The organism is Wenjunlia vitaminophila DSM 41686, from assembly GCF_000380165.1.
Taxonomy (GTDB): Bacteria; Actinomycetota; Actinomycetes; order Streptomycetales; family Streptomycetaceae; genus Wenjunlia; species Wenjunlia vitaminophila.
This window is the reverse complement of sequence record NZ_KB904655.1, coordinates 91,994-117,320: the sequence shown is the minus strand read 5'-3', so window position 1 is coordinate 117,320 and position 25,327 is coordinate 91,994. Positions and strand designations below refer to the sequence as shown.

Annotated in this window: 22 protein-coding genes and 1 pseudogene; 17 read left to right on the top strand and 6 right to left on the bottom strand. The window is 73.2% G+C overall.

The window, feature by feature from the left end:
• A pseudogene (locus A3IG_RS0107680) lies at window positions 1-224 on the bottom strand (hypothetical protein); the annotation flags it as partial.
• 81 nt (window positions 225-305) lie between these two features.
• Here A3IG_RS0107680 and A3IG_RS35015 point away from each other — a divergent pair.
• Window positions 306-1,280, top strand: coding sequence for a tetratricopeptide repeat protein (locus tag A3IG_RS35015; RefSeq protein WP_407701016.1), 975 nt, complete (start codon window positions 306-308; stop codon window positions 1,278-1,280).
• A 201-nt stretch (window positions 1,281-1,481) separates the two neighbouring features.
• Window positions 1,482-1,940, top strand: a complete 459-nt coding sequence (locus A3IG_RS0107670) for a PPOX class F420-dependent oxidoreductase (RefSeq protein ID WP_018382965.1) — start codon at window positions 1,482-1,484, stop codon at window positions 1,938-1,940.
• A gap of 72 nt (window positions 1,941-2,012) precedes the next feature.
• Here the strand turns inward: A3IG_RS0107670 and A3IG_RS0107665 are convergent, their stop codons facing one another.
• A complete protein-coding gene (locus A3IG_RS0107665; RefSeq protein WP_018382964.1) occupies window positions 2,013-3,293 on the bottom strand; it encodes a DUF1015 domain-containing protein in 1,281 nt (426 codons plus the stop codon).
• Between the two features lie 120 nt (window positions 3,294-3,413).
• Here A3IG_RS0107665 and A3IG_RS0107660 point away from each other — a divergent pair, with 120 nt between their 5' ends.
• Window positions 3,414-4,421 (top strand): HAD-IIA family hydrolase, encoded by a 1,008-nt coding sequence (locus A3IG_RS0107660; RefSeq protein WP_018382963.1) that lies wholly within the window; start codon window positions 3,414-3,416, stop codon window positions 4,419-4,421.
• Window positions 4,422-4,570: 149 nt separating this feature from the next.
• On the opposite strand, the gene A3IG_RS0107655 is transcribed toward A3IG_RS0107660, so the two are convergent.
• A complete protein-coding gene (locus A3IG_RS0107655) occupies window positions 4,571-4,915 on the bottom strand; it encodes a hypothetical protein (RefSeq protein WP_018382962.1) in 345 nt (114 codons plus the stop codon).
• Between the two features lie 380 nt (window positions 4,916-5,295).
• Between A3IG_RS0107655 and A3IG_RS34130 the strand changes: the two genes are divergently transcribed.
• The 5 genes from A3IG_RS34130 (at window position 5,296) to A3IG_RS0107630 (ending at window position 10,591) form a co-directional block, all read left to right on the top strand.
• Window positions 5,296-5,499, top strand: coding sequence for a hypothetical protein (locus A3IG_RS34130; protein WP_078500167.1), 204 nt, complete (start codon window positions 5,296-5,298; stop codon window positions 5,497-5,499).
• Between the two features lie 7 nt (window positions 5,500-5,506).
• Window positions 5,507-6,313 carry a TlyA family RNA methyltransferase gene (locus tag A3IG_RS0107645; RefSeq protein ID WP_018382960.1) on the top strand — a complete coding sequence of 269 codons (807 nt, stop codon included), beginning with the start codon at window positions 5,507-5,509 and terminating at the stop codon, window positions 6,311-6,313.
• Window positions 6,310-7,203: an NAD kinase gene (locus A3IG_RS0107640; RefSeq protein WP_018382959.1), complete on the top strand. Its 894-nt coding sequence runs from the start codon at window positions 6,310-6,312 to the stop codon at window positions 7,201-7,203. The genes A3IG_RS0107645 and A3IG_RS0107640 overlap by 4 nt, the downstream gene beginning before the upstream one ends.
• A gap of 54 nt (window positions 7,204-7,257) precedes the next feature.
• The gene (gene recN, locus A3IG_RS0107635) at window positions 7,258-8,976 is read left to right on the top strand and encodes a DNA repair protein RecN (protein ID WP_018382958.1); all 1,719 of its coding nucleotides are present in this window, start codon (window positions 7,258-7,260) and stop codon (window positions 8,974-8,976) included.
• A 460-nt stretch (window positions 8,977-9,436) separates the two neighbouring features.
• Window positions 9,437-10,591 (top strand): glycosyltransferase family 4 protein, encoded by a 1,155-nt coding sequence (locus A3IG_RS0107630; protein WP_018382957.1) that lies wholly within the window; start codon window positions 9,437-9,439, stop codon window positions 10,589-10,591.
• A 26-nt stretch (window positions 10,592-10,617) separates the two neighbouring features.
• On the opposite strand, the gene A3IG_RS0107625 is transcribed toward A3IG_RS0107630, so the two are convergent.
• A complete protein-coding gene (locus A3IG_RS0107625) occupies window positions 10,618-12,429 on the bottom strand; it encodes a glycoside hydrolase family 15 protein (RefSeq protein ID WP_018382956.1) in 1,812 nt (603 codons plus the stop codon).
• 535 nt (window positions 12,430-12,964) lie between these two features.
• Here A3IG_RS0107625 and A3IG_RS28910 point away from each other — a divergent pair.
• The 9 genes from A3IG_RS28910 to A3IG_RS0107580 all read left to right on the top strand — a co-directional run bounded on the left by A3IG_RS28910 (window position 12,965) and on the right by A3IG_RS0107580 (window position 24,196).
• A complete protein-coding gene (locus tag A3IG_RS28910) occupies window positions 12,965-14,668 on the top strand; it encodes a CTP synthase (protein WP_078500165.1) in 1,704 nt (567 codons plus the stop codon).
• An 88-nt stretch (window positions 14,669-14,756) separates the two neighbouring features.
• A complete protein-coding gene (locus A3IG_RS0107615) occupies window positions 14,757-15,389 on the top strand; it encodes an NUDIX domain-containing protein (protein WP_018382954.1) in 633 nt (210 codons plus the stop codon).
• 394 nt (window positions 15,390-15,783) lie between these two features.
• Window positions 15,784-17,811: an NB-ARC domain-containing protein gene (locus A3IG_RS28905; protein WP_158676903.1), complete on the top strand. Its 2,028-nt coding sequence runs from the start codon at window positions 15,784-15,786 to the stop codon at window positions 17,809-17,811.
• A 192-nt stretch (window positions 17,812-18,003) separates the two neighbouring features.
• Window positions 18,004-19,119, top strand: a complete 1,116-nt coding sequence (gene ald / locus A3IG_RS0107605) for an alanine dehydrogenase (protein WP_157862269.1) — start codon at window positions 18,004-18,006, stop codon at window positions 19,117-19,119.
• Between the two features lie 477 nt (window positions 19,120-19,596).
• The gene (locus tag A3IG_RS0107600; protein WP_078500147.1) at window positions 19,597-20,712 is read left to right on the top strand and encodes a ParA family protein; all 1,116 of its coding nucleotides are present in this window, start codon (window positions 19,597-19,599) and stop codon (window positions 20,710-20,712) included.
• Window positions 20,697-21,245 (top strand): hypothetical protein, encoded by a 549-nt coding sequence (locus tag A3IG_RS0107595; protein WP_040910991.1) that lies wholly within the window; start codon window positions 20,697-20,699, stop codon window positions 21,243-21,245. Before A3IG_RS0107600 ends, A3IG_RS0107595 begins: the two co-directional genes overlap by 16 nt.
• A gap of 64 nt (window positions 21,246-21,309) precedes the next feature.
• Entirely contained in the window at window positions 21,310-22,281 is a 972-nt protein-coding gene (locus tag A3IG_RS0107590) for a segregation and condensation protein A (protein WP_018382949.1), read from the top strand.
• Window positions 22,278-22,952, top strand: a complete 675-nt coding sequence (scpB, locus tag A3IG_RS0107585) for an SMC-Scp complex subunit ScpB (RefSeq protein ID WP_018382948.1) — start codon at window positions 22,278-22,280, stop codon at window positions 22,950-22,952. The genes A3IG_RS0107590 and scpB overlap by 4 nt, the downstream gene beginning before the upstream one ends.
• 83 nt (window positions 22,953-23,035) lie before the next feature.
• On the top strand, window positions 23,036-24,196 hold the full coding sequence (locus tag A3IG_RS0107580) for a pseudouridine synthase (RefSeq protein WP_040910990.1): 1,161 nt from the start codon (window positions 23,036-23,038) through the stop codon (window positions 24,194-24,196).
• A gap of 68 nt (window positions 24,197-24,264) precedes the next feature.
• Here A3IG_RS0107580 and A3IG_RS0107575 read toward each other — a convergent pair whose 3' ends face one another.
• Complete coding sequence (locus A3IG_RS0107575; protein WP_026220003.1) at window positions 24,265-24,639, bottom strand: hypothetical protein; 375 nt, start codon at window positions 24,637-24,639, stop codon at window positions 24,265-24,267.
• A 134-nt stretch (window positions 24,640-24,773) separates the two neighbouring features.
• Window positions 24,774-25,136 (bottom strand): DUF952 domain-containing protein, encoded by a 363-nt coding sequence (locus tag A3IG_RS0107570; RefSeq protein WP_026220002.1) that lies wholly within the window; start codon window positions 25,134-25,136, stop codon window positions 24,774-24,776.
• Window positions 25,137-25,327 lie beyond the last annotated feature (191 nt).

Genomic DNA, 25,327 nt, shown 5'->3' with positions numbered 1-25,327 from the left:
GGCCGCGCCGTGAAGACGACCGTGGCGGGTTCCGCGGGCCCCGTCGGGATGATGAGCGTGGTGGGTTCCGTGGGCCCCGGCGTGATGACGACCGCGGTGGCTACCGTGCGCCCCGTCAGGACGGCGACCGTGGTGGGTTCCGTGGGCCGCGCCGTGATGGTGGTGAGGAGCGGCGCGGTGCCCCTCAGCGGCAGCTCGTCCGCGGGCGTGGTCGGTTCGGCCACGAGGACCGCGAGCAGCGCCCCGAGCCGGTGCGGCGGCTCCCCATCCCGGACGACGTGACCGGCCGTGAGGTCGACCCCAGCGTGACGCAGGAGCTGAAGAGCCTGCCCAAGACGCTGGCGGAGGATGTCGCCAGGAACCTCGTCATGGTGGCCCGGCTGCTCGACGATGACCCCGAGAGGGCTTACGCCTACTCCAGGGTGGCGTTGCGGCTGGCGGCGAGGGTGTCTGCCGTGCGGGAGGCCGCTGGCTTCGCGTCCTACGTGACGGAGAAGTACGCCGAGGCGTTGACGGAGTTCCGGGCGGCACGCCGGATGAGTGGGTCGGTGGAGCTGTGGCCGGTGATGGCCGACTGCGAGCGCGGTCTCGGCCGGCCGGAGCGGGCGCTGGCCATGGCCGGCGCCCCGGAGGTGCGGCAGTTGGACCGGGCCGGCCAGGTGGAGATGCGCCTGGTCGCCGCGGGGGCCCGGAGGGACATGGGGCAGCCCGAGGCCGCCGTGGTGACGCTACAGGGCCCGGAGCTCGGTGCGCCGTCGAGCCAGCCGTGGGCCGCCCGGCTCCGTTACGCCTACGCTGACGCGCTGCTGGAGGTGGGCCGGGAGGCCGAGGCGAGGGAGTGGTTCGCCAAGGCGCTGGAGGCTGACACGGCCGGTGCCACCGACGCGTCGGACCGTCTCGCGGAGCTGGACGGGCTGGAGTTCGTCGACGCGCTCGACCCGGAGGCCGAGGACGCTGACCCGGAGCTGCTGGGCGCTGAGCCGGACGAGGCCGCCCGCGCGCGGACCGACTCCGAGCCCGGTGAGGACGACGCGGAGCCTGACGTCGCGGTGCAGCGGGACACCGCGGACGCGGACAGGACGGACACGGAAGCGGCCGGGTCCGCTGAGGCGAAGGGTGCCGCGGACCCGGCGGTGTTCCTGGACAGCCCGTTCCTGGAGCCCGGAGCCGCCGCGGCGACCGGCGAGGACCCCGTCGCTGACGAAGGTGAGGGCGGTGACGTTCAGCCCGCTCAGGACGCGGGCGAGAGCGGTGACGAGGCGGTGGACGGGGGTCGGTGACCCCTTGACGACGGGGACGGGCGTCGGACGTGGGGTGTGACGGACCGGGGCAGCAGGATCAGGGGCGTTCTCCGTTCGGGGAGCGCCCCTGATGCGTTTGGTCCGGCGCGGGTGCCGGCGGACGGGGTCTGTCGCGAGCGTTGACGGCGGGTTTCTCGGACGCCGTGGAATGCCGCCGTGCCCGCGGAAGTTACCCATGCCATGACACAAGGTCCCACCCCTCGCGCCCTGTCCGACGATGCTCTCTCGGACCTGTTGGGCAGGCAGCAGTTCGGTACCCTCGCCACCAACAAGCGCAGTGGTCATCCCCACCTGACCACCATGCTCTACGGCTGGGACCCCGAGGCCCGCATCGTGCGGCTCTCCACCACGGCGGACCGCGTCAAGGTCAGGCACCTGCGGCGCGACCCGCGTGCGGCCCTCCATGTGTCGGGTGGTGACGTGTGGTCCTTCGCCGTCGCCGAGGGCGAGGCCGAGGTCTCCGAGATCACGACCGTCCCGGGTGACGCGGTTGGGCGGGAGCTGCTCGCGATGATCCCGGAGGCCGCGAAGCCGGAGGACGAAGACGCGTTCCTGGAGCAGTTGGTCGCCGAGCGCCGGGTGGTCATCCGGCTCAAGGTGAGTCGGCTCTACGGAACGGCGCTTGACGTGAACGGCTAGGCGCCTCGGGACCGTGTCGGTCACAGCCACCCGTTGGTGACACTCGTGTGACAGCACACCGGGGGCGAGGGCTCAGAACACCTGGTCCAACTCCAGGCTGCGCAGGACCAGCCCGCTCGCGGGTTTGGGACCGAACGAGGTGGACTTGTGGGGCATCATCACGCCCTGCTCGGCGAGTTCGCGCACCACGTCCTCCTCGACCGGGTGCATGAGCACGGCGCAGCCCTTGTGCTGGGCCGCCTGCTGTTCGGCCGCCGTGGCATTGTGCAGGTAGCCGACGCGGTCGGGGGAGTCGGGGATTCCCCAGACCCGGTCCAGCAGCAGCCGGTGCAGCACGGTGGCGTCCAGGCGGCGCCAGGACTCGGGTGGGCCGGCGGGGACGGCGTCCCGCAGGGCCGCGGGGTCCGGGGAGGTGAGCAGGTGGTAGCTGCCGTCGCCGGCGAGGAGGAAGGCGTTGCCCCTCCCGGCGGCCACGGCCAGTTCCGCCAGTGCGTCGTCGAGCGGACCTGGCAGGGGGCGCACCCGGAACACGCCGTCGAGCGCGGCGAGGGCGTCGGGCACCGGCAGGTGTCGCACCACCCGGTGGATGGCGCGTACCCGCAGCGGGTACCGGGCGCTGTCGACCAGGAGGACAAGACCGAAGTCCCACGGGGAAGGCGAAGGGTGGTCGCGACGTAGCCGCTGGTAGGTGGCCCACCGGTGGTGGCCGTCGGCGATCAGCGCCTGGTGGCCGGTGAGTTCCGCGGTGATGGAAGCGATCTCCCGGGGGTGGGTGACGGCCCACAGGCGGTGTTGGACGCCGTCCTCGGTCGTGGTGGTGAACAGGGGAGCGTGCCCCGCGGTGCGTTCGACGGCCAGCGCGGTGGCCATGCCGGGGCTGCCGCGGTAGGCCAGCAGCAGGGGTTCGAGGTTCGCCGCGGTGGCGCGCATCAGGTCCGCCCGGTCGGCCACGACGCCGGGCATGACGTTCTCGTGCGGCAGGACGGCGCCGTCGAGGGCGAGACCTCCGATGACCCCGCGTTGCAGGGTGTCGTCGGTCCGCTGTTCGTAGACGTAGAGGGCGGGCTCCGGGTCGGGGACGAGGATGCCGTCGGCCTGCCACTGGCGCAGGGTGCGGGCGGCGAGTTGGTGTCCGTCCCGGGGGTGTTCGCCGGTGGGCAGGATCAGCCGCACCACGTTGTGCGGGTCCGCGGTCTGGAGGTGGCGGACCCCCTCCGGGCGGACGACCACGTCGTAGGGTGGCGAGGTCACCGCCGCCAGGCTGCTGACCCGGTCGGGGTCGTAGCGCAGGCCACGGAAGGGTCGCAACGAGAGTCCGGTGGTGTTCCGCTCCGCCTTGTCGGTCGTCGTCACCCTGTGATGTTACGCGTCCGGGGACGGACGAGAATTGGTGGGAAGAACGGGAAGCGGTGCGCCAGGGGCGTTGCCGGCTATGCGCCGTGGTGTGCGGCGCCGGTGAGGAGTGGGCTGAGGATGCGGACCAGACCGGGCGGCAGCGCTGTCGCCCTGTGCGAGAGGTACGACACCGCGCTGCTGGATCTCGACGGGGTGGTGTACCGGGGGGCGACGGCGGTGGACCACGCCGTGGACGCGCTCGCGGACGCGCGCGGGGCGGGGATGCACCTGGCCTACGTGACCAACAACGCCTCGCGGACCCCGCAGGCCGTGGCCGAGCACCTCACGCGGTTGGGTGTCCCGACGGCGGCGGATGACGTGATCACGTCGGCGCAGGCGGTGGCACGGCTGATCGCCGAACAGGTGGGCGTGGGCGCGCCGGTGCTCGTGGTGGGCGGTGAGGGGCTGCTGCGGGCGCTGGAGGAGCGGGGGCTGCGCGCGGTCACGTCGGCGGAGCAGGACCCAGCCGCCGTGGTGATGGGGTTCGCGCCGTCGGTGGGGTGGGAGCAGCTCGCCGAGGCGTCGTTCGCGGTGGGGCGGGGCGTTCCGTTCTTCGCGTCGAACACCGATGTGACGGTGCCCACGGCGCGGGGGATCGCGCCGGGCAACGGGACGTTGGTGCAGGTGGTGCGGACCACCACCGGGGTGGACCCGCAGATCGCGGGGAAGCCGCTGCCGCCGATGCACCGGGAGACGATCCTGCGGACCGGGGCACGACACCCGTTGGTGGTGGGGGACCGCCTGGACACCGACATCGAGGGTGCCCACGTCGGTGGGGTGGACAGCCTGCTGGTGCTGACCGGGGTCTGCACCGCGGCGGACCTCCTGGCCGCGCCGCCCGAGCACCGGCCGACGTATGTGGCGGCCGATCTGCGGGGGTTGCTGGTGCCGCAGCCGGAGGTGTCCGTGCGGTCCGGCTCGGAGTTCGCCTGCGGAGGGTGGACGGCGTCGGTCCGGCAGGGTGCGTTGGTCCTGTCCGGGCGGGGGGAGCCGGTCGACGGGCTGCGCGCGCTGTGCGGGGCAGCCTGGTCGGCGGAGGGGGAGCGGCCGTCGGCCGACGAGGCGCTGTCCAGGCTCGGACGGTGAGCCGCTCACGGTGAGCCGTGAGCGGTGTACGGGTGGGCGCTCGGCCTGGCAGGGTGGGGCAGCCTGGGCACCGGATTGGTCGGCCGGGTCGGTGGGTGAGCTGGGGCACCGGGGTTGGCCGGACGCCGCTGGCGGGGCCGGCGGCGAGGTCACAGCAGCGAACGGAGCCTCAGCAGGTCCCGGAACCCCGCCTGGAGCTGCACCCGACCACTGGCCCACGCCTGGGCGAACGGAAGGTCGCCGGCGACCAGCGCCACCAGGTCGTCGCCGCTCAGCGCCAACCGGATCTCCGCGCCCTGCTCGGGTGTCTCGGCCAGCGCCACACCCTGGAGGCGTCCTTGGGAGAGCCGACCCACGAACACGACGTCGAGGTCGGTGATCAGGCAGCTCAGCGAGCGGTCGAGGGCGGCGGCGCGGTGTACGTCCCCCTGGGCGCGGGAGAGGTTCTCGGCGAGCTGGTCGAGCGCGGCACGGCACTCGTCGAGGGTGGCCATGGCTGCGGGGCTCCCGGGCGTCGAGGTGGGTGACGCGATCGACGGTACCCCAGGGTGCGCCGCTGCTCGGGGATGGACGGGGTAGCGTCGTGACCACCGCGGCGGCGGCGCCGACACGCCGCGGAGAGGTGGTCGAGCACGTGATCGGTGTGGTCCGGGTGCGCTGTTCGACTCCGGGAGGCCGCGGTTCCCCGGAGGGGGCCGGCGGGCACCGGGTGGCGACGGAGTCCGGGCCCACGGGGTCCGAAGGGAAGGAGTGGGGCATCGTGCGTGGCACCACGGGTGCGCCCCCGGGTCCAGCGGGGGAGGACCGTCCGGGGGCTGGTGACGGGGCTTCCCGGTCGGGGAACGTCGGAACGGACTCGCACGTAGAAGAGGGCGTGGATACCGAAGGAGACGACGTCCGGGACGCCGGGCTCCCCCCTGAGCCGGGGGCGACCGGCAACGCCGAGGTGGACGCCGTGCTGGGGCGACTGGCGCGGGCAGCGGGGAACGTCGGGGTGTACGAAGATGTGCACCAGTCCCTGCGCGGCATCCTCGCCGCGCTCGACCCGCCTCCCGGGCCCACCCCGAACAGGAGCTGAACACCACGTGGCACGACGCCGACTCGACGCGGAGCTGGTGCGGCGCGGACTCGCGCGTTCCCGGGAGCACGCAACCCAGTTGATCGCCGCCCGGCGGGTCACCGTCGGCGGCACCACCGCCACCAAGCCCGCAACCCAGGTGGACACCGGCGCGGCGGTCGTCGTCGCGGACGACCGGGGCGACCCCGGATACGTCTCGCGGGGCGGGCACAAGCTCGCCGGCGCCCTCGCCGCGTTCGGGCCCCGCGGTCTGACCGTCCGGGGCCGGCGCTGCCTGGACGCGGGCGCCTCCACCGGTGGCTTCACCGACGTGCTGCTGCGCCACGGAGCCGGCCACGTGGTCGCCGTCGACGTGGGGTACGGGCAGCTCGCCTGGTCACTGCGGAACGACCCACGGGTCACCGTGCGGGACCGCACCAACGTCCGGGAGCTGACCCCCGAGCAGCTCGAAGGAGAGCTGGTCGACCTGGTCGTCGGTGACCTGTCGTTCATCCCGCTGGGCCTGGTGCTGCCCGCGCTGGTCCGCTGCGCCAGGCCCGACGCGGACCTGGTGCTGATGGTCAAGCCGCAGTTCGAGGTCGGCAGGGAGCGGCTGGGCAGCGGAGGCGTGGTGCGCAGCCCGGAGCTGCGGGCGGAGGCGGTGCGCACCGTCGCGGAGCAGGCGGCGCAACTGGGCCTGGGTGTGCGCCAGGTGGTGGCGAGTCCGCTCCCGGGACCGTCCGGGAACGTCGAGTACTTTCTGTGGCTGTGCGCCGGAGCGCCGACGGTGGATCCGGCGGATGTGGACCGTGCTGTTGCGGAGGGGCCCCAGTGAGCGAGCGCACCGTATTCCTGTTGACCCACACCGGCCGGCCGGCCGCGATTCGCAGCGCCGACCGGGTGGTGCAGGGCTTGTTGCGGGCCGGGATAAGGGTACGGCTGCCCGCCGAGGAGGCCGTGGACCTGGCGCTGCCCGCGGGGGTGGAGCGGGTGACGGCCGAGCCGCACGCCGCGGACGGCTGTGAGCTGCTGGTGGTGCTCGGCGGGGACGGCACCCTGCTGCGCGGCGCGGAGCTCGCCCACGCCTCGGGGGTGCCCATGCTCGGGGTGAACCTGGGCCGGGTCGGTTTCCTCGCCGAGGCGGAACGGGACGACCTGGACAAGGTCGTGGACCGGGTGGTGACCCGCTCGTACGACGTCGAGGAACGGATGACGATCGACGTCGTGGTGCGCACCGACGGCCGGGTCTGCCACACCGACTGGGCACTCAACGAGGCGTCGGTGGAGAAGGCCGCCCGGGAACGGATGCTCGAGGTGGTCATCGAGGTGGACGGCCGTCCGCTGTCCGGCTTCGGCTGTGACGGTGTGGTGTGTGCCACCCCGACCGGCTCCACCGCGTACGCGTTCTCCGCCGGGGGGCCGGTCGTGTGGCCCGAGGTCGAGGCCCTGCTGCTGGTGCCGAACAGCGCGCACGCCCTGTTCTCCAAGCCGCTGTTGACCTCCCCGCGCTCGGTACTGGCCGTCGAGGTGAAGGAGAGCGGGCACCACGGGGTGCTGTGGTGCGACGGCCGGCGGACCACCACGCTGCCGGTGGGTGCCAGGGTCGAGGTGCGGCGGGGCGCCACGCCGGTCCGGCTGGCGCGCCTGCACCACCTGCCGTTCACCGACCGGCTGGTCGCCAAGTTCGCCCTCCCGGTCGCGGGCTGGCGGGGGGCGGCCGGTTAGGGGGCCGGGCGCGGGGGACCGGAACCTATATAGGCTCCTCCTGTGCTTTCGGAGATGCGCATACGGTCGCTCGGGGTCATCGACGACGCCGTGGTTGAGCTCTCGCCTGGGTTCACCGCGGTCACCGGGGAGACCGGCGCGGGCAAGACGATGGTGGTCACCAGCCTGGGGCTGTTGCTCGGCGGGCGGGCGGACGCCGGTCTGGTGCGGGTCGGCGCCAAGGCCGCAGTGGTCGAGGGGCGCGTGGAACTCGGCGAGGACTCGCCGTTGGCGGCCCGGGTGGCCGAGGCCGGTGGTGAGCTGGACGAGGGCGCGCTGTTGGTGAGCCGTACGGTCTCCGCCGAGGGACGGTCGAGGGCGCACCTGGGGGGCCGGTCCGTGCCGGTGGGGCTCCTGGCCGAGCTGGGGGAGGAACTGGTGGCGGTGCACGGCCAGACCGACCAGCAGGGCCTGCTCCGTCCGGCGAGGCAGCGGCAGGCGCTCGACCGGTACGCGGGGGAGGCGGTGGCCAAGCCGTTGGCGGCGTACGCCCGCGGGTACCGCCGGCTGCGCGAGGTCGTGGCCCGGCTCGACGAGTTGACCACCCGGGCCAGGGAGCGGGCCCAGGAGGCGGACCTGCTGCGGTTCGGCCTCGAGGAGATCGCCGCCGCGGAGCCGCGGGCCGGGGAGGACGAGGAGCTCGCGGCCGAGGCTGAGCGGCTCCGCCACGCGGAGTCGTTGGCGTCGGCGGCGCGGGCGGCGCACGCGGCGTTGTTCGGCGACCCGGAGGACCCGGCGGGGGTGGACGCCAACGCGCTGGTCGCGGGGGCGCGGCGGGCGCTGGAGGCGGAGCGGGCGCACGACCCGGTGCTGGCCGCGCTGGCGGAGCGGCTGGGCGAGGTCGGCTACTTGTTGACGGACGTGGCGGCGGAGCTGGCCGGGTACTCCTCGAGCCTGGACGCGGACCCGCTGCGGCTGGCCGCGGTGGAGGAGCGGCGCGCCGTGCTGGCCCACCTGACCCGCAAGTACGGTGACGACGTCGCCGCGGTGCTGGACTGGGCCGAGAACAGCGCGGCGCGGCTGGGTGAACTCGAGGGTGACGACGACCGGATCGCCGAGTTGACCGCGGAACGGGACGCGCTGCGCGCGGAGCTGGCGGAGTTGGCCGGCGAGGTGAGCGCGGCGCGCGGCGCGGCGGCGGAGCGGTTCGGGCGGGCCGTCACCGCGGAGTTGGCCGAGTTGGCGATGCCGCACGCACGGGTGTCGGTGGCGGTGCGGCAGTCCCCGGCCCCGGACGGTCTCGCCGTGGGCGGCCGGCCGGTGGCGTTCGGTCCGCACGGGGTGGACGAGGTGGAGGTGCAGCTCGCTCCGCACCCGGGGGCGGTCCCCAGGCCGGTGGCCAAGGGCGCGTCCGGCGGTGAGCTGTCCCGGGTGATGCTCGCCGTGGAGGTGGTGTTCGCTGGGTCGGACCCGGTGCCCACCTACCTGTTCGACGAGGTGGACGCCGGGGTGGGTGGCAAGGCCGCGGTGGAGGTGGGGCGGCGGCTGGCGAGGCTGGCCAGGACCGCCCAGGTGGTGGTGGTCACCCATCTGCCGCAGGTGGCGGCGTTCGCCGACCGGCACCTGGTGGTGGTGAAGACCAGTGAGGGGTCGGTCACCCGCAGCGGAGTGCGGGTGATGGACGGCGAGGACCGGGTCCGTGAACTGTCCCGGATGCTGGCCGGCCTTGAGGACTCGGAGCTCGGCCGGGCGCACGCCGAGGAGCTGTTGCGGGCGGCACGCTCCACCAGGTGACCGTCGCCGCGTCGGGGCCGCGGAACGCCTCGGCGCGGGGACGCCCCCGGACGCGACATGCACACACCATCACCACAAGAGCGGCACCCCGCGTTCACCTGCGGTGACTCGTCGCGCCGAGGGGTGCGCAATGCGTTGTCACAGGCGTGGGCTACCGTGTGCTCTGCACCGGGGACCGTCGGTGTTCGGCGGGCTCGGGCATAGCCGAATGGCATATGTCTTGCGGCGCGCGCCCCGCGCTGGCACTGTCAGGGGAGACGTTGGTGAGGGTTCGTCATCCTGGTCCGACCGGACCCGTGAGGGTGGCCCGGGAGACGACGTTCACTGGTTCAGCCCATTCGGTGAAGCTGATCTACGCGCGTCAGGGGTGCCTGTGAAAGGCTCAGGGACAGCGGTGGGAGCGTCGGCCCGGGCTGGCGCACCCGCCCCGACGAGGGACGACCCGGGAGCACGTTTACCCGTGAACACCACCACGAGCGCCGGGCTGGGGCAGTTGCACGCCGTGCAGGTGCTGGACGACGGCACCGGTTGCGGAGTGGGTGCGCACGTGAGTTCGCTGGCACGTGGTCTGGTGGCCCGCGGCGTGGAGGTGACGGTGTGCGGGCCGGTGCGCGCCGAGTCCGCCCACCAGTTCACCAAGGAGGGGATCGGGTTCCGCACGGTGGAGTTCGGCGGCTCCACCAGCGCCCGGGACGAGGCCGCGGCGCTCGCGGTGCTGCGCTACGTCTCCGGCTCGGCCGGCGTGGTGCACGCGCACGGCCTGCGCGCCGGGGTGCTGGCCTCGTTGGCGCTGCGCCGGCTGCGGTCCCGGCGGCGCAGGGTTCCCCTCGTGGTCACCCTGCACGGCGGCGTGGCCGCGCCGGAGCCCGGCAGGCGGCTGCTCGCCCTGGTGGAACGACGGGTGATACACACCGCGGACCTGGTGCTCGGCGCCTCCTCCGACCTGGTGGGCTGGGCCCGTGCCATGGGCGCGAGGGACGCCAGGCTCTCCCCGGTGGCCGCGCCCCAGCCGCCGGCGACCGGCCAGGACGCCGTGCTGGTGCGCCGCAGGGTCCGCGCCGAACTGGGGGTGGGCAGCCGTCCGCTGCTGCTCACCGTGGGCTCGCTGGTCCCCCGCCAGCGGTTCACGGAGCTGCTGGACGCCGCCCGGGACTGGCGTGAACTGGACCCGCGCCCGCTGCTGGTGGTGGTGGGTGAGGGCGAGGAGCTCGGTCGGCTCCAGCAGCGGATCGACGCCGAAGGCCTGCCGGTGCGGTTGCTCGGCCGTCGGGACGACGTCCCCGACCTGCTGACCGCCGCCGACGCCGTGGTGCTGTCCGGTGGCTGGGAGGGGCGGTCGCTGATCGTCCAGGAGGCGCTGCGCGGCGGCACGCCGTTGGTGTCCACGGCGGTGGGCGGCGTCCCCGAGCTGGTCGGGGACGCCGCGGTGCTGGTTCCGGACGGTGACACCGCCGCTCTCGCCCGGGCCGTTGCCGGCCTGGTCACGGACCCGGCGCGGCGGGCGGCGCTGGCGGAGCTGGGGCGGGTCCAGGCCACCACCTGGCCGAACGAGGACGACACGGTGACCCAGGTGCTGAGCGTCTACGACGAGCTGACCCAGGCCAGGGTGCGATGAGCCCCTGGCCGGTCGGCGCCCCGCGGTCAGCCCCCGTAGGCGCCGGACGCGGTCAGCCGCAGCGCCGTGTCGATCAGCGGCACGTGGCTGAACGCCTGCGGGAAGTTGCCCACCTGACGCTGTTGCCGCGGGTCCCACTCTTCGGCGAGGAGTCCCAGGTCGTTGCGGAGCGCCAGGAGCTTCTCGAACAGCTTCCTGGCCTCTTCGACCCGCCCGATCATCGCCAGGTCGTCGGCGAGCCAGAACGAACAGGCCAGGAAGGCGCCCTCGTCGCCGGGCAGCCCGTCCAGGTTGTCGTCGCCCCCCTGGGACAGCGGGTAGCGCAGGACGAAGCCGTCCTTGGTGCTCAGCTCCCGCTGGATCGCCTCGATGGTGCCGATCACCCGCTTGTCGTCCGGCGGCAGGAAGCCCACCTGCGGGATCAGCAGCAGCGACGCGTCCAGCTCAGCGGAGCCGTAGGACTGGGTGAAGGTGTTCCGCTGCGGGTCGTAGCCCTTCTCGCACACCTCGCGGTGGATCTTGTCGCGCAGGGCGCGCCAGCGGTCCACCGGGCCCTCCACGGGGGTCTGCTCCAGCATCTTGACCGTCCGGTCCACCGCGACCCAGGCCATGACCTTGGAGTGCACGAAGTGCCGGCGCGGCCCGCGCACCTCCCAGATCCCCTCGTCGGGCTCGTGCCAGTGGTTCTCCAGGTAGCCGATGAGCTGCATCTGGAGCTGGCTGGCGTAGTCGTTCCTGGCGAGCCCGGTCATGTTGCCCAGGTGCAGGGCCTCGGTGACCTCGCCGTACACGTCGAGCTGGAGCTGGCGCGCCGCCTGGTTGCCGACCCGCACCGGGGAGGAGTTCTCGTACCCCGGCAGCCAGGACAGCTCGGTCTCGCCGAGCTCCCGCTCACCGGCGATCCCGTACATGATCTGCAGGTTCTCCGGGTCACCTGCGACCGCCCGCAACAGCCACTCCCGCCAGGCACCGGCCTCCTCACGGTAGCCGGTGCGCAGCAGCGAGGACAGCGTGATCGCCGCGTCCCGGAGCCAGGTGAACCGGTAGTCCCAGTTGCGCACCCCGCCGATGTGCTCGGGCAGCGAGGTGGTGGGCGCCGCGACGATGCCGCCCGTCGGCCCGTAGGTCAGGGCCTTCAGCGTGATCAGCGAGCGCACCACGGCGTCCCGGTAGGGGCCGTGGTAGGTGCACTGGGCGGACCACTCCTGCCAGAACCGCTCCGTGGCCGCGAGCGACTCCTCCGGCTCCGGCAGCGACGGCGGGGGCATGTGCGACCGCTCCCAGCTCAGGGCGAACGCCACCCGCTCCCCCGGCCCCACGGTGAAGTCGGAGTAGGTGGTCAGGTCCTTGCCGTAGGTCTCGGCGTTGGTGTCCAGCCACACCGAGTCGGGCCCGGCGACGGCCACCGTCCGTCCGTCCACCTTGTGCACCCACGGCACCACCCAGCCGTAGGAGAAGCGCATCCGCAGGTTGGACCGCACCGGCACCTGGCCGGTGACGCCCTCCACGATCCGGGTGAGCTGGGGCGCGCCCTCCCGGGGCGGCATGAAGTCGATCACCCGCACCGTGCCGTCGGGCGTGTCCCACTCCGACTCCAGCACCAGCGAGTCGCCGCGGTACCTCCGGCGGGTCGCCGGAGGCGGGGCCTCGCCCTCGGCGTGAGCGGGACCGATCCGCCAGTAGCCGTGCTCCTCGGTGCCGAGCAGCGCGGCGAAGACGGCATGCGAGTCGAATCGGGGCAGGCAGAGCCAGTCAACGGATCCGTTGCGGCAGACCAGTGCGGCGGTCTGCATGTCACCGATGAGTGCGTAGTCCTCGATGCGCCCGGCCACGTGCATCTCCAGTCGAACGTTGGCCCTGATCGGGCCCGTGATTGCGGGGTATGTGACGACGCCCGAAGGGATCTGCTTGGCGGCTGGACCCGAAGCGTCGTGCTCGACGAGCCACTGCTCCGGTGCCCCGCCCCCAGCCAACGTATCCGCCGCCGGTCGTGCGCGGTCGGATCGATGCTAGGGCAACGGACGCGGGCGATGTGATGCCTTGCCGGCCGGCTCGCAGCGATGTCCGAGCAGGATACGACGCCGAAGGGGTGTCGCGTCGAGCCCCGGCGCGGTGCGGCGCAGAACACACCATATGCCTTATCTGCCGTGGGTGGATGCGGTGTTTGGGTGACGTCCACCACGGGTCCTCGGGACGCTCCGTCGTCGCCGGTACCTGCGGAGTCACCGGCACACGTCGTGGCCGGGCGCTGTTACCCTGGTAGCCCGTGGACCGGTGGGACGCACCACTGCCCGCATCGACGGCGCGGCCCTGTCGTTCGAGGGTCCGGACCGTTCCGCCTCAACAGCGACCCACGGGAGCCCCCTGTTGGCACTGCCGCCCAGAACCACGACGACCAAGCACCTCTTCGTCACCGGGGGTGTGGCCTCCTCGCTCGGCAAGGGGTTGACCGCCTCCAGCCTCGGTGCGCTCCTCAAGGCCCGCGGACTGCGGGTGACCATGCAGAAGCTCGACCCGTACCTCAACGTGGACCCGGGCACCATGAACCCGTTCCAGCACGGTGAGGTGTTCGTCACCAACGACGGGGCCGAGACCGACCTGGACATCGGCCACTACGAGCGGTTCCTCGACGTCGACCTCGACGGGTCCGCCAACGTCACCACCGGGCAGGTCTACTCCACCGTGATCGCCAAGGAGCGGCGGGGCGAGTACCTCGGGGACACCGTCCAGGTCATCCCGCACATCACCAACGAGATCAAGTCGCGTATCCGCCGGCTCGCCACCGACGAGGTGGACGTGGTGATCACCGAGGTCGGCGGCACCGTCGGCGACATCGAGTCGCTGCCCTTCCTGGAGGCGGTCCGCCAGGTCCGGCACGAGGTGGGCCGGGACAACGTGTTCTTCGTCCACGTCTCCCTGCTGCCGTACATCGGCCCGTCCGGGGAGCTGAAGACCAAGCCCACCCAGCACTCGGTCGCCGCCCTGCGGAACATCGGCATCCAGCCGGACGCCATCGTGCTCCGGGCCGACCGCGAGGTGCCCCAGTCGATCAAGCGCAAGATCTCGCTGATGTGCGACGTGGACGAGGACGCGGTCGTCGCCGCGATCGACGCCAAGTCGATCTACGACATCCCCCGGGTGCTGCACACCGAGGGACTGGACGCCTACGTGGTGCGCCGGCTCGACCTGCCGTTCCGCGACGTGGACTGGTCCGAGTGGGACGACCTGCTGCGCCGGGTCCACCGGCCGGAACACGAGGTCAGGGTCGGCTTGGTGGGCAAGTACATCGACCTGCCGGACGCCTACCTCTCGGTGACCGAGGCGCTGCGCGCCGGGGGCTTCGCCAACAACGCCCGGGTACAGATCAAGTGGATCGCCGCGGACGACTGCCGCACCGCGGCCGGAGCGGCCGAGCAGCTCGCCGACCTGGACGCGGTCTGCATCCCCGGGGGGTTCGGGGAACGCGGGGTGGAGGGAAAGGTCGAGGCGATCACCTTCGCCCGGCAGAACCGACTCCCGTTGCTCGGGCTCTGCCTCGGGTTGCAGTGCGTCGTGATCGAGGCGGCCCGGGTGCTGGCCGGCATCCCCGACGCCAACTCCACCGAGTTCGACCAGGCCACCGCGCATCCGGTGATCTCCACCATGGCCGAGCAGCTCGACATCGTCGCCGGTGACGGTGACCTCGGCGGCACCATGCGGCTCGGCCTGTACCCGGCGAAGCTCGCCGAGGGCTCGTTGGTGCGCGAGGTGTACCGCGGCGAGGCCTACATCGAGGAGCGGCACCGCCACCGGTACGAGGTCAACAACGCCTACCGGGCCGAGCTGGAGAAGAAGGCGGGCCTGGTGTTCTCCGGCACCTCGCCCGACGGCAAGCTGGTGGAGTTCGTGGAGTACCCCCGGCAGACCCACCCCTACCTGGTGGCCACCCAGGCCCACCCGGAGCTGCGTTCCCGTCCCACCCGCCCGCACCCGCTCTTCGCCGGCCTGGTCGCCGCGGCGGTGCGCCGTCGGCGGGAGACCGGCGGGGCGACCGCACCGGACACCGCGCCGGAGAACGTCGAACCGATGGGGATCTGACCGCCCCTGCGGATACGGTGGTGGTCGGCGCCCTCGCGCGTCCACCAGCACCCGACCTCCACGAGACGCCTAAGGACCGACCTGCACCATGGGCAGTGACCTGCGAGACATCCCCGAGGAGTGGCCGGTCACCGGCACCACCGTCCCGTTCACCGGCAAGGTCACCGGGGTGCGCACGGACGAGGTGGTCATGCCGGACGGAAGCACCGCCCGCCGCGACTACCAGACCCATCCCGGGTCGGTCGCCGTGCTCGCACTCGACGACGAGCAGCACGTCGTCCTCGTCCGCCAGTACCGCCACCCGGTGCGGCAGCGGCTCTGGGAGATCCCGGCCGGGCTGCTCGACGTCCCCGGCGAGCACCCGCTGCGCGCCGCCCAGCGCGAGCTGTACGAGGAGGCGCACTGCAAGGCGGACGACTGGCGGGTGCTGGTGGACCTGTACACCTCCCCCGGAGGCTGCGACGAGGCCGTGCGGATCTTCCTCGCCCGGGGGGTGTCCCCCGTGGAGGGCGAACGTTTCGAAGTCGCCCAGGAAGAGGCCGACATGGAGCTGGGGCGGGTCCCGCTGGTCGAACTGACCCGGGGGGTGCTCTCCGGGGAACTGCACAACACCTGCCTGGTGGCCGGTGTGCTGGCGGTCAACGCCGCGCTCAACGGCGACGGCCTGGACGCGCTGCGCCCGGCGGAAGCGCCGTGGCCGGCCCGGCCGTACCAGGCGTAGGCGCACCGCTGCCGCCCGGCGGGCCGGCCGTGCCGGAACGCCGGCTGGGGACCCGCCCGGTTCGGACGACCCCCTCGGGCCGGACGGCGGTGTGGCCCGGGAGCGCTCGGCCCGTCCCGGGGCGGGAGGCTCCCCGGGGAGAGGGGGACGTCCCTGCTCGGTGACCTCGACCGACGGGGACGGCGCGGTGGGACCGGTCTGAACTACTCTCGGGACCGTCCCCGCCGGCGACGGGAGTAGGCGGGTGCGTGGCGTTCAGGAGTGTGGCTCCGTGGCTGAACAGGCGGTGCGGTCCAACGGGTCGGAGGCGCGCGCCGTCCTGCCCCGGCAGGAACCGCCCCCACGACCGTCCCCGAAACGGTCCGCGTCGCCCGGGGCCCCTTCCCCCCCGGGCGTGATCGAGCGACGGGGCCGGTCCGGGGGGACCGAACGCGGGACGACGCCCCGCCCGCCCACCCCACCCGACTGGCTGCCCCCCGTTCCCCAGCCGTTCTTCGGCCGGCAGGCCGAGACCGCGGCGCTGCGGGCCGAGATCGACCGGCCCGGCCTGAGTGGTCGGGGCGGCCCGGCCCGTGCCAGCCGGGTGCTGCTGGTGGCCGGCCGTCCGGGGGTCGGCAGGACCGCGCTCGCCCTGCACCTGGCCCACCAGGTCGCCGGCGACTACCCGGACGGGCGGTTCTTCGCCCGGCTGGTGGACCGGGACCGCCGACGCGTTCCCGTGCGGCGGGTCGCCGTGGACCTGCTGCGGGCGTTCGGTGCTCCGGCGCCGCCCGAGACCGTCGAGGCAGAGCTGGTCGCCCGGGTGCGCCGGGTGTTGACGGGGCGCCGGGCCCTGCTGGTCCTCGACGACGTCGCGGACTCCGAGCAGGTGCTGCCGCTGCTGCCGCCCGGCTCCGGCTGCCTGGTCGTGGTGACCGCGAGCGGCCCGTTGACCGCGGTGCCCGACGTCCGGCCCTGCGTCCTCGGGGGCCTGGACCTCGCCGCGGCCACCGCGCTGCTGGGGCGGACGCTGGGCTCCACCCGCGTCGCCTGCGACCCCAGGGCGGTGGAGGCGCTGGTCCAGGAGTGCGGCGCGCACCCGACGGCGCTGCGCCTGGCCGGTGGGGCGTTGGCGGCCCAGCCGCGGATGTCGGTCGCCGACGCGGTGTCCAGGCTGCACGAGCCCGGCGCCCAGGACACCGGCCCGCGGACCCCCCTGGCCAGGGCCTTCCACCTGGCCTACGAGGGGTTGCCGGCGGGACCCGCCCGGATGTTGCGGCTGCTCGTCCTGGCCCCCGCCGGGGTGGTGGACGCCCACGTCGCCTCCGCGCTCTCCGGCAGTTCGGTGCGGGTGGCCGGGACGGTGCTCAGGGACCTCGCTGACCAGGGGCTGTTGACACCGGACGACGTCCCGGGCGAGTACCGGGTGCCCGGCTGCCTGCACGCGGCGCTGACCGAGCTGTCGGACGCCCTGGACCGGCCGGCCGAGATCACGTTGGCCGTGGCCAGGATGCTGGAGCGAACGGTGCGGCAGGTGGGGGCCTGCCACGCCGCGCTGTGCCCGGCGCCCCCCGAGCAGGGCGGCCCCGTGGAACCACCGCCCCGAGACCTGCGGTTCGCCTCCCGGCGGGACGCCGCGGACTGGCTGCGCCGACGGCTGCCGGCGCTGCTCGCCGCCGCGTCCGCCGCCGCGGCCGACGGGGACCTGGACACCCTGGCCCGCCGACTGGTGGCGGCCCTGGTCCAGGTCCTGTGCACACCGGAGGGGGAGGCGGCCCGCGCCGGCTCCCTGGCGGAGCTGTACCTCCTGCACCGCCTGCTGCACCGGATCGCGGTCCGGCGGGGGCGGCCCAGGGAGCAGGCCGCGGCCCTGATCAACCTCGCCGACCTCGACGTCGTGCGGGGACGTCGCGGGCCCGCGCTCGACGGCTACCGCGAGGCGCTGGCCGCGGCCCGGCGGGGCCGTGACGAGACCCTGGCCGCGAGGGCGCTGGAGGCCATCGGCGACACCCACGCCGGGGCGGGCGACCTCCAGCGGGCCGCCGACTGGTACGGCAGGGCGCTGGCGGTGCGCCTCGCCCGGGGCGAACGGGCCGACGAGGCCCGGCTGCGGGGCCTGGTCGCCGGTGTCCAGCTCCGGATGGGGCGCTGGGACGACGCAGCCCGGGGGTGGCGGGCCGTCGCCGCGCTGCACCGTCGGCTCGATGACGTTCCGGCCGCCGCTCAAGCCCTCACCGAGCTCGCCCACGTATGGCAGTACGCAGGAGACCCGGAGGAGTGTCTGCGGACGTACCGCGAGGCACTGCTCTGGGCCCGGCAGGCGGAGGACGTTCGGCTGGAGGCCGCTGTGCTGCTGCGCATGGCGGACACCCTCGAGCGGTTGGGCGACCCCGCCGGAGCCCGGGTCCAGCGCGCCGAGGCGGAACGCCTACTCGCCGGGTGATCTTGTGCTGCCCAAGGAGAGAAACCTATGAATCCACTGATGTCGTCGAGAAAATAATTAACTTTGCAAGGCTAGACACGGCCTCTGCCTTCATTACACTCGATTCTGTCGCAGTGCTGTGCGGCCGGCACCGGTGATCCTGGTCGGCGTCGCACCCCCACACATCCTCATCACCCAAGGATCGTGATCACCGTGAAGGTCGGTATCCCCCGGGAAGTCAAGAACAACGAGTTCCGCGTCGCCATCACCCCGGCCGGCGTCCACGAACTCGTCCGCAACGGGCACCAGGTCTATGTGGAGCACGATGCCGGAGTCGGTTCCTCCATATCCGACGAGGAGTTCGTCGGGGCGGGTGCCACGGTCCTGGGCACGGCCGACGAGGTCTGGGGCACCGCGGACCTGCTGCTGAAGGTGAAGGAGCCGATCGAGCAGGAGTACCACCGGCTGCGCAAGGACCAGACGCTGTTCACCTACCTCCACCTCGCCGCGTCCGCCGAGTGCACCGCGGCACTGCTGGACTCCGGCACCACGGCCATCGCGTACGAGACCGTGCAACTGCCCGGGGGAGCGCTCCCGCTCCTGGCCCCGATGTCCGAGGTGGCCGGGCGGCTCGCCCCCCAGGTCGGCGCCTACCACCTGATGCGCTCCGCGGGGGGCCGGGGGGTGCTGCCCGGCGGCGTGCCGGGAGTGGCCCCGGGCCGGGCGGTGGTGATCGGCGCCGGCGTCTCCGGTTGGAACGCCGTCCAGGTGGCGGTGGGCATGGGCTTCCAGGTCACCCTGCTCGACCTGGACCTGAACAAGCTGCGCGAGGCCGACCGGATCTTCGGCACCCGGGTCACGACCCTCGCCTCCAACGCCTACCAGCTCGAGCAGGCCGTCCTCGAGGCGGACCTGGTCATCGGCGCGGTGCTGGTCCCCGGGGCGAAGGCGCCCAAGCTGATCAGCAACGACCTGGTGTCCCGGATGAAGCGCGGTTCGGTCCTGGTGGACATCGCGATCGACCAGGGGGGCTGCTTCGCCGACTCCCGCCCCACCACCCACGCCGAGCCCACCTATCCGGTGCACGACACGGTGTTCTACTGCGTCGCCAACATGCCCGGAGCGGTGCCCAACACCTCCACGTTCGCGTTGACCAACGCGACCCTGCCCTACGTGCTGGAGCTGGCCAACCGCGGCTGGCGCGAGGCGTGCCGCCGTGACGCCGCGCTGGCCAAGGGCATCAACACCCATGAGGGAACGGTGGTCTACGGGCCGGTGGGGGAGGCACACGGCCTGGAGGTGACCGAACTGGACGCCGTCCTGGCGTGAGGGCGGCCCGGGTGCGGTGGTGCCGCGGAGGAACGTGCTCCGCGGAGTGACGGCACCCGTCCCCGGGTGAGCGGGGTGTGACGATTCATGTCACTGAGGTGATATGACGACTTCTCAGTTACGTCATCGTGCGTGGACGGCGACTTGGCGCCATGTTCCCGGTCAACTCGATCGGGGCATGGCGCCAATATCGGTTTACGGATACTCACCGCTGATGTAGGGATCACACAGGGCCGACCCCGGACCGCCGCCATGCGTAGTGCGTGGTGGTTTCCCCGTTTCGTGCGACCATGAAACTTCGCGGTTGCACGCCTTACGCCCTTGACAGAAGCTTGTTCGGTTGCCGACACATCGTGCCTTGTCCGCCGGATTGTGTTGCTGCAAACGCCCGACACGCCATAGAGTCGCCAACCGTCGGCATGGTGTCTCGCTGACCAATCTAGAAGTTTCCTGGTCACCAAGGAGGTAAGACGACTTGTGAATGAGTCGACATTTGCTCCCGAGGGTGGTCAACCAGGACTGCACGCAGTCGCTTCTGTCGCGGTCCGGACGTTCACGGCCCAACAGCAAGCGGACCACGCACGAGTGACCGCCGGCCACGGCGCGGACGGTCATGGTGAGGAGCACCCCCGATTCATGGGGTACGACACCGAGTTCAGCGACGGTGGCCTCTACGACCCGGACGCCGAGTACGAGCCCGACCCGGAGTACGCGGCCACCCTGGCCCCGGACGCGGCCCGTCAGCGTCGGGAGCGCGTCGGCCCCACCGGCCGCCCCCTGCCCTACTTCCCGATCCCCGGGCCGGTCACCGACCACGGCCCCGCGCAGATCATCGCCATGTGCAACCAGAAGGGCGGAGTCGGCAAGACCACGTCGACCATCAACCTGGGTGCCGCACTGGCCGAGTACGGCCGGCGGGTGCTGCTGGTGGACTTCGACCCCCAGGGCGCGCTCTCGGTCGGCCTCGGGGTCAACCCGATGGAACTCGACATCACCGTCTACAACCTGCTGATGGAGCGCGGGCTCGCCGCGGACGAGGTGCTGCTGAAGACGGCGGTTCCGGGGATGGACCTGCTCCCCAGCAACATCGACCTGTCCGCGGCCGAGGTGCAGCTCGTCAGCGAGGTGGCCAGGGAGTCCACGCTGCAACGGGCGCTCAAGCCGCTGATGCCGGACTACGACTACATCGTCATCGACTGCCAGCCCTCCCTCGGGCTGCTCACGGTCAACGCCCTCACCGCCGCGCACAAGGTGATCGTCCCGCTGGAGTGCGAGTTCTTCGCCCTGCGCGGCGTCGCGTTGCTCACCGAGACGATCGAGAAGGTCAGGGAGCGGCTCAACCCGGAACTCGAGCTCGACGGCATCCTGGCGACGATGTACGACTCGCGGACCGTGCACAGTCGTGAGGTGCTGGCCCGGGTGGTGGAGGCGTTCGACAACCACGTCTTCCACACCGTCATCGGCCGCACGGTGCGCTTCCCGGAGACCACGGTCGCCGGCGAACCCATCACCACCTACGCCTCCAACTCCGTCGGTGCCGCCGCCTACCGCCAACTCGCCAGGGAGGTGCTCGCCCGGTGCCACGCCGAGTGAGTCTCCCGGGGGCCGACGAACTGTTCCGTACCACCGGGGGAATGGCGCTGCAGTCAACGCCGCGCCAGCACAACGGCGAGGCCGGCCAACCGGCCGCCGAACGACTGCGGTCCGTACCCGCCTCCGCGGGCGAGGGCGGGAGCCCCACTGACCCGGCGGAGCCCCGGAACCAGGACGGGCAGGGAGCCAGGGCGGGAGAGCACTCCGGGCGCGGTGGCGGCCCGGGGCAACAGTCCGCCGTTCCCGCGCCGGGCCCGCAGCCCGGGCCGCCGGCCGCTCCGGCGCCGTCCCGGCGCCGCCGCACGACGAACCGCAGGCCCAGCGGCCGGGAACGGCACGACGAGAAGATCACGGTCTATGTCTCCGCCGAGGAACTGATGGACCTGGAGCACGCCCGCCTGGTGCTGCGCGGCGAACACGGCCTCGCGGTGGACCGCGGACGCATCGTGCGGGAGGCCGTCGCGGTGGTCCTCGCCGACCTGGAGTCCCGCGGCGACGCGAGCATCCTGGTCCGCCGCCTTCGGGGTCGCTGACCCACCGCGGGGCTACGCTGCGCTGGACGGGCCCGACGTCCCGCCCGGCGACCCCAGGACCACCATGCCCACACACCACCCGCCCCCCGCTCCCCGCCGACCGCTCGGCCGCGGCCCCGCGCTCCCCGTGCCCCCCGCCGTGCCGGACGAGCCCGCGCAGCCACCCGGGTCGCCAGAGCCGCGGGAGCCGGAAGGAGAGCTCGGGCACCCCGCGCGGGAGCGGCCGACGGCTCGGGAGGACGTCCCGGAGAGCGGCGGGTTCCGGGTCCGGCTGGACAACTTCGAGGGCCCGTTCGACCTGCTGCTGCAACTCATCGGCAGGCACAAGCTCGACGTCACCGAGGTGGCGCTGTCCAAGGTCACCGACGAGTTCCTCGCCCACATCCGGGCGATGGGCAGCGACTGGGACCTCGACCAGGCAACCGAGTTCCTCGTGGTCGCCGCCACCCTGCTGGACCTGAAGGCGGCCCGGCTGCTGCCCGCCGCCGAGGTGGAGGACGAGGCGGACCTCGCCCTGCTCGAGGCCCGCGACCTGCTGTTCGCCAGGCTGCTCCAGTACCGCGCCTACCGGCAGGTCGCCACCATCCTGGGGGAGCGCTGGGCCGCGGAGCTGAGGCACCACCCCCGCACCGTGGGCCTGGAGCCGCACCACGCCGCGCTCCTGCCGGACGTGGTCATCTCCGTGGGGCCCGAGGGACTCGCCAGGCTGGCCGCCAAGGCCATGCTGCCCAAGCCCCGACCGGCCGTGTACGTCGAGCACATCCACGCGCCGTTGGTCAGCGTCCGCGAGCAGGCGGACCTGGTGGTCGCGAGGCTGCGCACCCTGCGGGTCGCCACGTTCGCCGAGCTGGTGCGGGACGCCGGGGACACCCTCACCGTGGTCGCGCGCTTCCTGGCCCTGCTCGAGCTGTACCGTGAGCGGGTCGTGGGACTCGACCAGCAGGAGGCGCTGGGCGAGCTACGGGTCCGCTGGACCGGTGACGACGCCGGGCAGCCGGTGGTCACGGACGAATTCGACAGCGAGGACCCCACATGACCGTCGCCGACCTCGAACTCAAGCCCGCGCTCGAGGCGGTGCTCATGGTGGTGGACGAGCCGGCCACCGAGGAGCACCTGGCCAGGCTCCTGGAGCGGCCCCGCGCCCGGGTGGCCGCGGCGCTGCGGGAGCTGTCCGAGGAGTACGCGGCCCAGGGGCGCGGCTTCGACCTGCGGCTCGTCGCCGGCGGCTGGCGGTTCTACACCCGGCCCGGGTACTCCGCAGCGGTGGAGAGGTTCGTCCTGGACGGCCAACAGGCCAGGCTCACCCAGGCAGCCCTGGAGACCCTGGCGGTGGTCGCCTACCGGCAGCCGGTCAGCCGCTCCCGGCTCTCCGCGGTGCGCGGGGTGAACTGTGACGGGGTGGTGCGGACCCTGCTGCAGCGGGGGCTGGTCGAGGAGAGTGGGACGGAACCCGAGACAGGTGCGATCCTGTACCGGACGACCACCTACTTCCTGGAGCGGATGGGCCTGCGCGACCTGGACGAGCTGCCCGAGCTGGCCCCGTTCCTCCCCGAGGCGGACGCCGTGGAGGCCGAGTCCCTCGAGGGCTCGGTGCTGACCGCGGTGACCGCCGAGCTGTCCGACCTGGACGGACGGGGTGACCGAGGCCACGAGGACTACCAGGACGACCAGGGCGACCAGGGGACGGTGGCGTCCGACCACGGCTGACCCGGCCGACGGCCACCCGAGGCGGGCACGGCCGACGACCACGGCTGGCGACAGCGAACACGGCACTCGACGACGGACTAGTGATGCGAAGCAGCGGCAGGAACAGCGGCGGCAGGTCAGGCTCCCGGGGCTCTCAGGGCTCCCGGGGCGGTGCGGGCGGCCCACGGCGGGACGGTGGACAGCGCGGCAGGCGCTCCTCCGGCGCCCCCCGGCCGGAGGAGCGCCGCTACGGCGCGCCCGGCGGGGGGTGGAAGGAACAGCGCCCCGGCCAGCCGCGTCCTGACGGCTCGCGTTCGGGCCAGCCGCGTTCGGGTCAGCCCCGGCCTGACCAGCCGCGTTCGGGCCAGCAGCGTCCCGACCAGCCGGGGCCGGGTCAGCCCCGTTCCAAGCAGTCGGGGCCGGGCCAGCCGCGTTCGGGTGCGTCCCGACCGGCGCGCCCGCGTCCGGCCAGGAGCCGCAACTACGAGGCGCAACTGGAGGAGTCGGCCCGGGCCCGGCAGCCCCGTCGCGAGTCCGGCGAGGCCGGAGGGGTGCGGCTGCAGAAGGTGCTCGCCCAGGCCGGGCTCGGCAGCCGCCGGGCCTGCGAGGAGCTCATCGACCGGGGCCGGGTGGAGGTCAACGGCCAGCGGGTCCGTGAACAGGGGCTGCGGGTCGATCCCGACCGGGACGAGATCAAGGTGGACGGGCTGACCGTGGAGACCCAGGGCCACCTGTTCTTCGCGCTCAACAAGCCCGAGGGCGTGGTGTCCACCATGGAGGACCCGGACGGTCGCCAGTGCCTGGGGGACTACGTCACCAACCGGGAGACCCGGCTGTTCCACGTGGGCCGCCTGGACACCGAGACCGAGGGCATCATCCTGCTCACCAACCACGGGGAACTCGCCCACCGGCTCACCCACCCCAGGTACGGGGTGACCAAGACCTACCTGGCGTCGATCGTCGGCCCGATCCCGCGGGACCTGGGCAAGCGCCTGAAGGAAGGCATCGAACTGGAGGACGGGTTCGCCCGGGCGGACAGCTTCCGGGTGGTGGAGAACGTCGGCCGGAACTACCTGGTCGAGGTCAGCCTGCACGAGGGCCGCAAACACATCGTGCGGCGGATGCTCGCCGAGGCCGGTTTCCCGGTGGACCGGCTGGTGCGCACCAAGTTCGGCCCGATCGCCCTCGGCGACCAGAAGCCGGGTTGGCTCCGCCGGCTGACCATCACCGAGGTCGGCATGCTGATGAGGGAGGTCGGCCTGTAGCCGTCCCCGGGCGCCCGCACAGGGCCCGACCCGGGCGGGATGCATCAGGCAGGCCCTGAACAACACACCTAGATCCGGTCCTGGTCCTCCGGGGTGTGCACCGCGGCCTCCTCCGCGGACATGCCGGGCTGTGGGGTGCCCCGGGTGAACATGTCCTGGTTGCGCGGCCACGGCGAGTCGGGGTCGTCGACGAGCACCCCGGTCTCCTCGTCGGGCGGCTCGGGCCGGTCGTCCTCCGGCTCCTCGGCGTCGAGCTTCTCTGCGAGCGGCTCGTGCGCCCGCTGCTCCACGTCGGTGGTCCCCCAGCGGTCCACGGCCACGGGTTCGTCGCCGGGCACCGGCTTCTGCTGCGGGTCGCTGGCCTGCTGCTGCTCCGGGGTGCCGTCCTGGAGGTCGGGGATGCCCTCCTCCTCGGGGTTCCGGCCCGGGTCGTGTTCTGCCACAGCCGCCTCCCACCGCTGCTCGGTCCACCGGTCGCTGGTACGGGTCGCCCACCGTCGCCGGTGGCGACCCTGCGTCTCGGGTACCCGGACGGGGCCGGCCCACACGGTGCGCCCGGTGCTCCTTCGGGCGGGCCTCAGCCCCACGGCACCAGCGCCACGGACCGGCCCTCCGCGTCGCGCCGCACCTGCATCAGCCCGGTCACCGCGGTCCGGTTGACCGGGCCGTACACGTGGGGGAACCGCACCCCGGGCGGGCAACCGGGCGGTGGCGAGGGAGCCGGGTCCTCCCAGCGCACCGGGGCGTCCAGCGCGGCCTCGTCGATCAGCAGCACCAACAGCGGGGAGGGCGTGTCCCGGTAGAGGGAGTCCGCGACCGCCAGCGCCGTGGCCTCGTCGGGGGAGCAGTGCACGAAGCCCTCCTCGGCCAGCGAGGCGGGGGCGTAGGGGCGCTCCGGGTGCCTGGACCACTCGTCCGGGCGGACCAGATGAAGGATCATGCGGTAGGTGTACCGCCGCGCCGGGCCCGGCAACCCCCGGCGCGGGACCTGGCAGCTCCTGCCCCGCTCCGTCACCGCCGTCTCGCAGGTCGGGCGGCCCGGCCGGGCCCGTTCCCGACTGGTTACGCTGGGAGCACCTTCCGGCAGACCGCGGAGGAACCGACCGGAACGCGGGTCGGAGTCACCGCGGG

Coding starts and splice junctions, on each gene's coding strand:
- A3IG_RS0107655 (WP_018382962.1), bottom strand. CDS start 4,915: ATGGCCACCCTCGACGAGTGCCGTGCCGCGCTCGACCAGCTCGCCGAG.
- A3IG_RS0107625 (WP_018382956.1), bottom strand. CDS start 12,429: ATGCACGTGGCCGGGCGCATCGAGGACTACGCACTCATCGGTGACATG.
- scpB (WP_018382948.1), top strand. CDS start 22,278: ATGACCGTCGCCGACCTCGAACTCAAGCCCGCGCTCGAGGCGGTGCTC.
- A3IG_RS0107660 (WP_018382963.1), top strand. CDS start 3,414: ATGCGGACCAGACCGGGCGGCAGCGCTGTCGCCCTGTGCGAGAGGTAC.
- A3IG_RS0107590 (WP_018382949.1), top strand. CDS start 21,310: ATGCCCACACACCACCCGCCCCCCGCTCCCCGCCGACCGCTCGGCCGC.
- A3IG_RS0107570 (WP_026220002.1), bottom strand. CDS start 25,136: ATGATCCTTCATCTGGTCCGCCCGGACGAGTGGTCCAGGCACCCGGAG.
- recN (WP_018382958.1), top strand. CDS start 7,258: ATGCGCATACGGTCGCTCGGGGTCATCGACGACGCCGTGGTTGAGCTC.
- A3IG_RS0107615 (WP_018382954.1), top strand. CDS start 14,757: ATGGGCAGTGACCTGCGAGACATCCCCGAGGAGTGGCCGGTCACCGGC.
- A3IG_RS0107580 (WP_040910990.1), top strand. CDS start 23,036: ATGCGAAGCAGCGGCAGGAACAGCGGCGGCAGGTCAGGCTCCCGGGGC.
- A3IG_RS0107670 (WP_018382965.1), top strand. CDS start 1,482: ATGACACAAGGTCCCACCCCTCGCGCCCTGTCCGACGATGCTCTCTCG.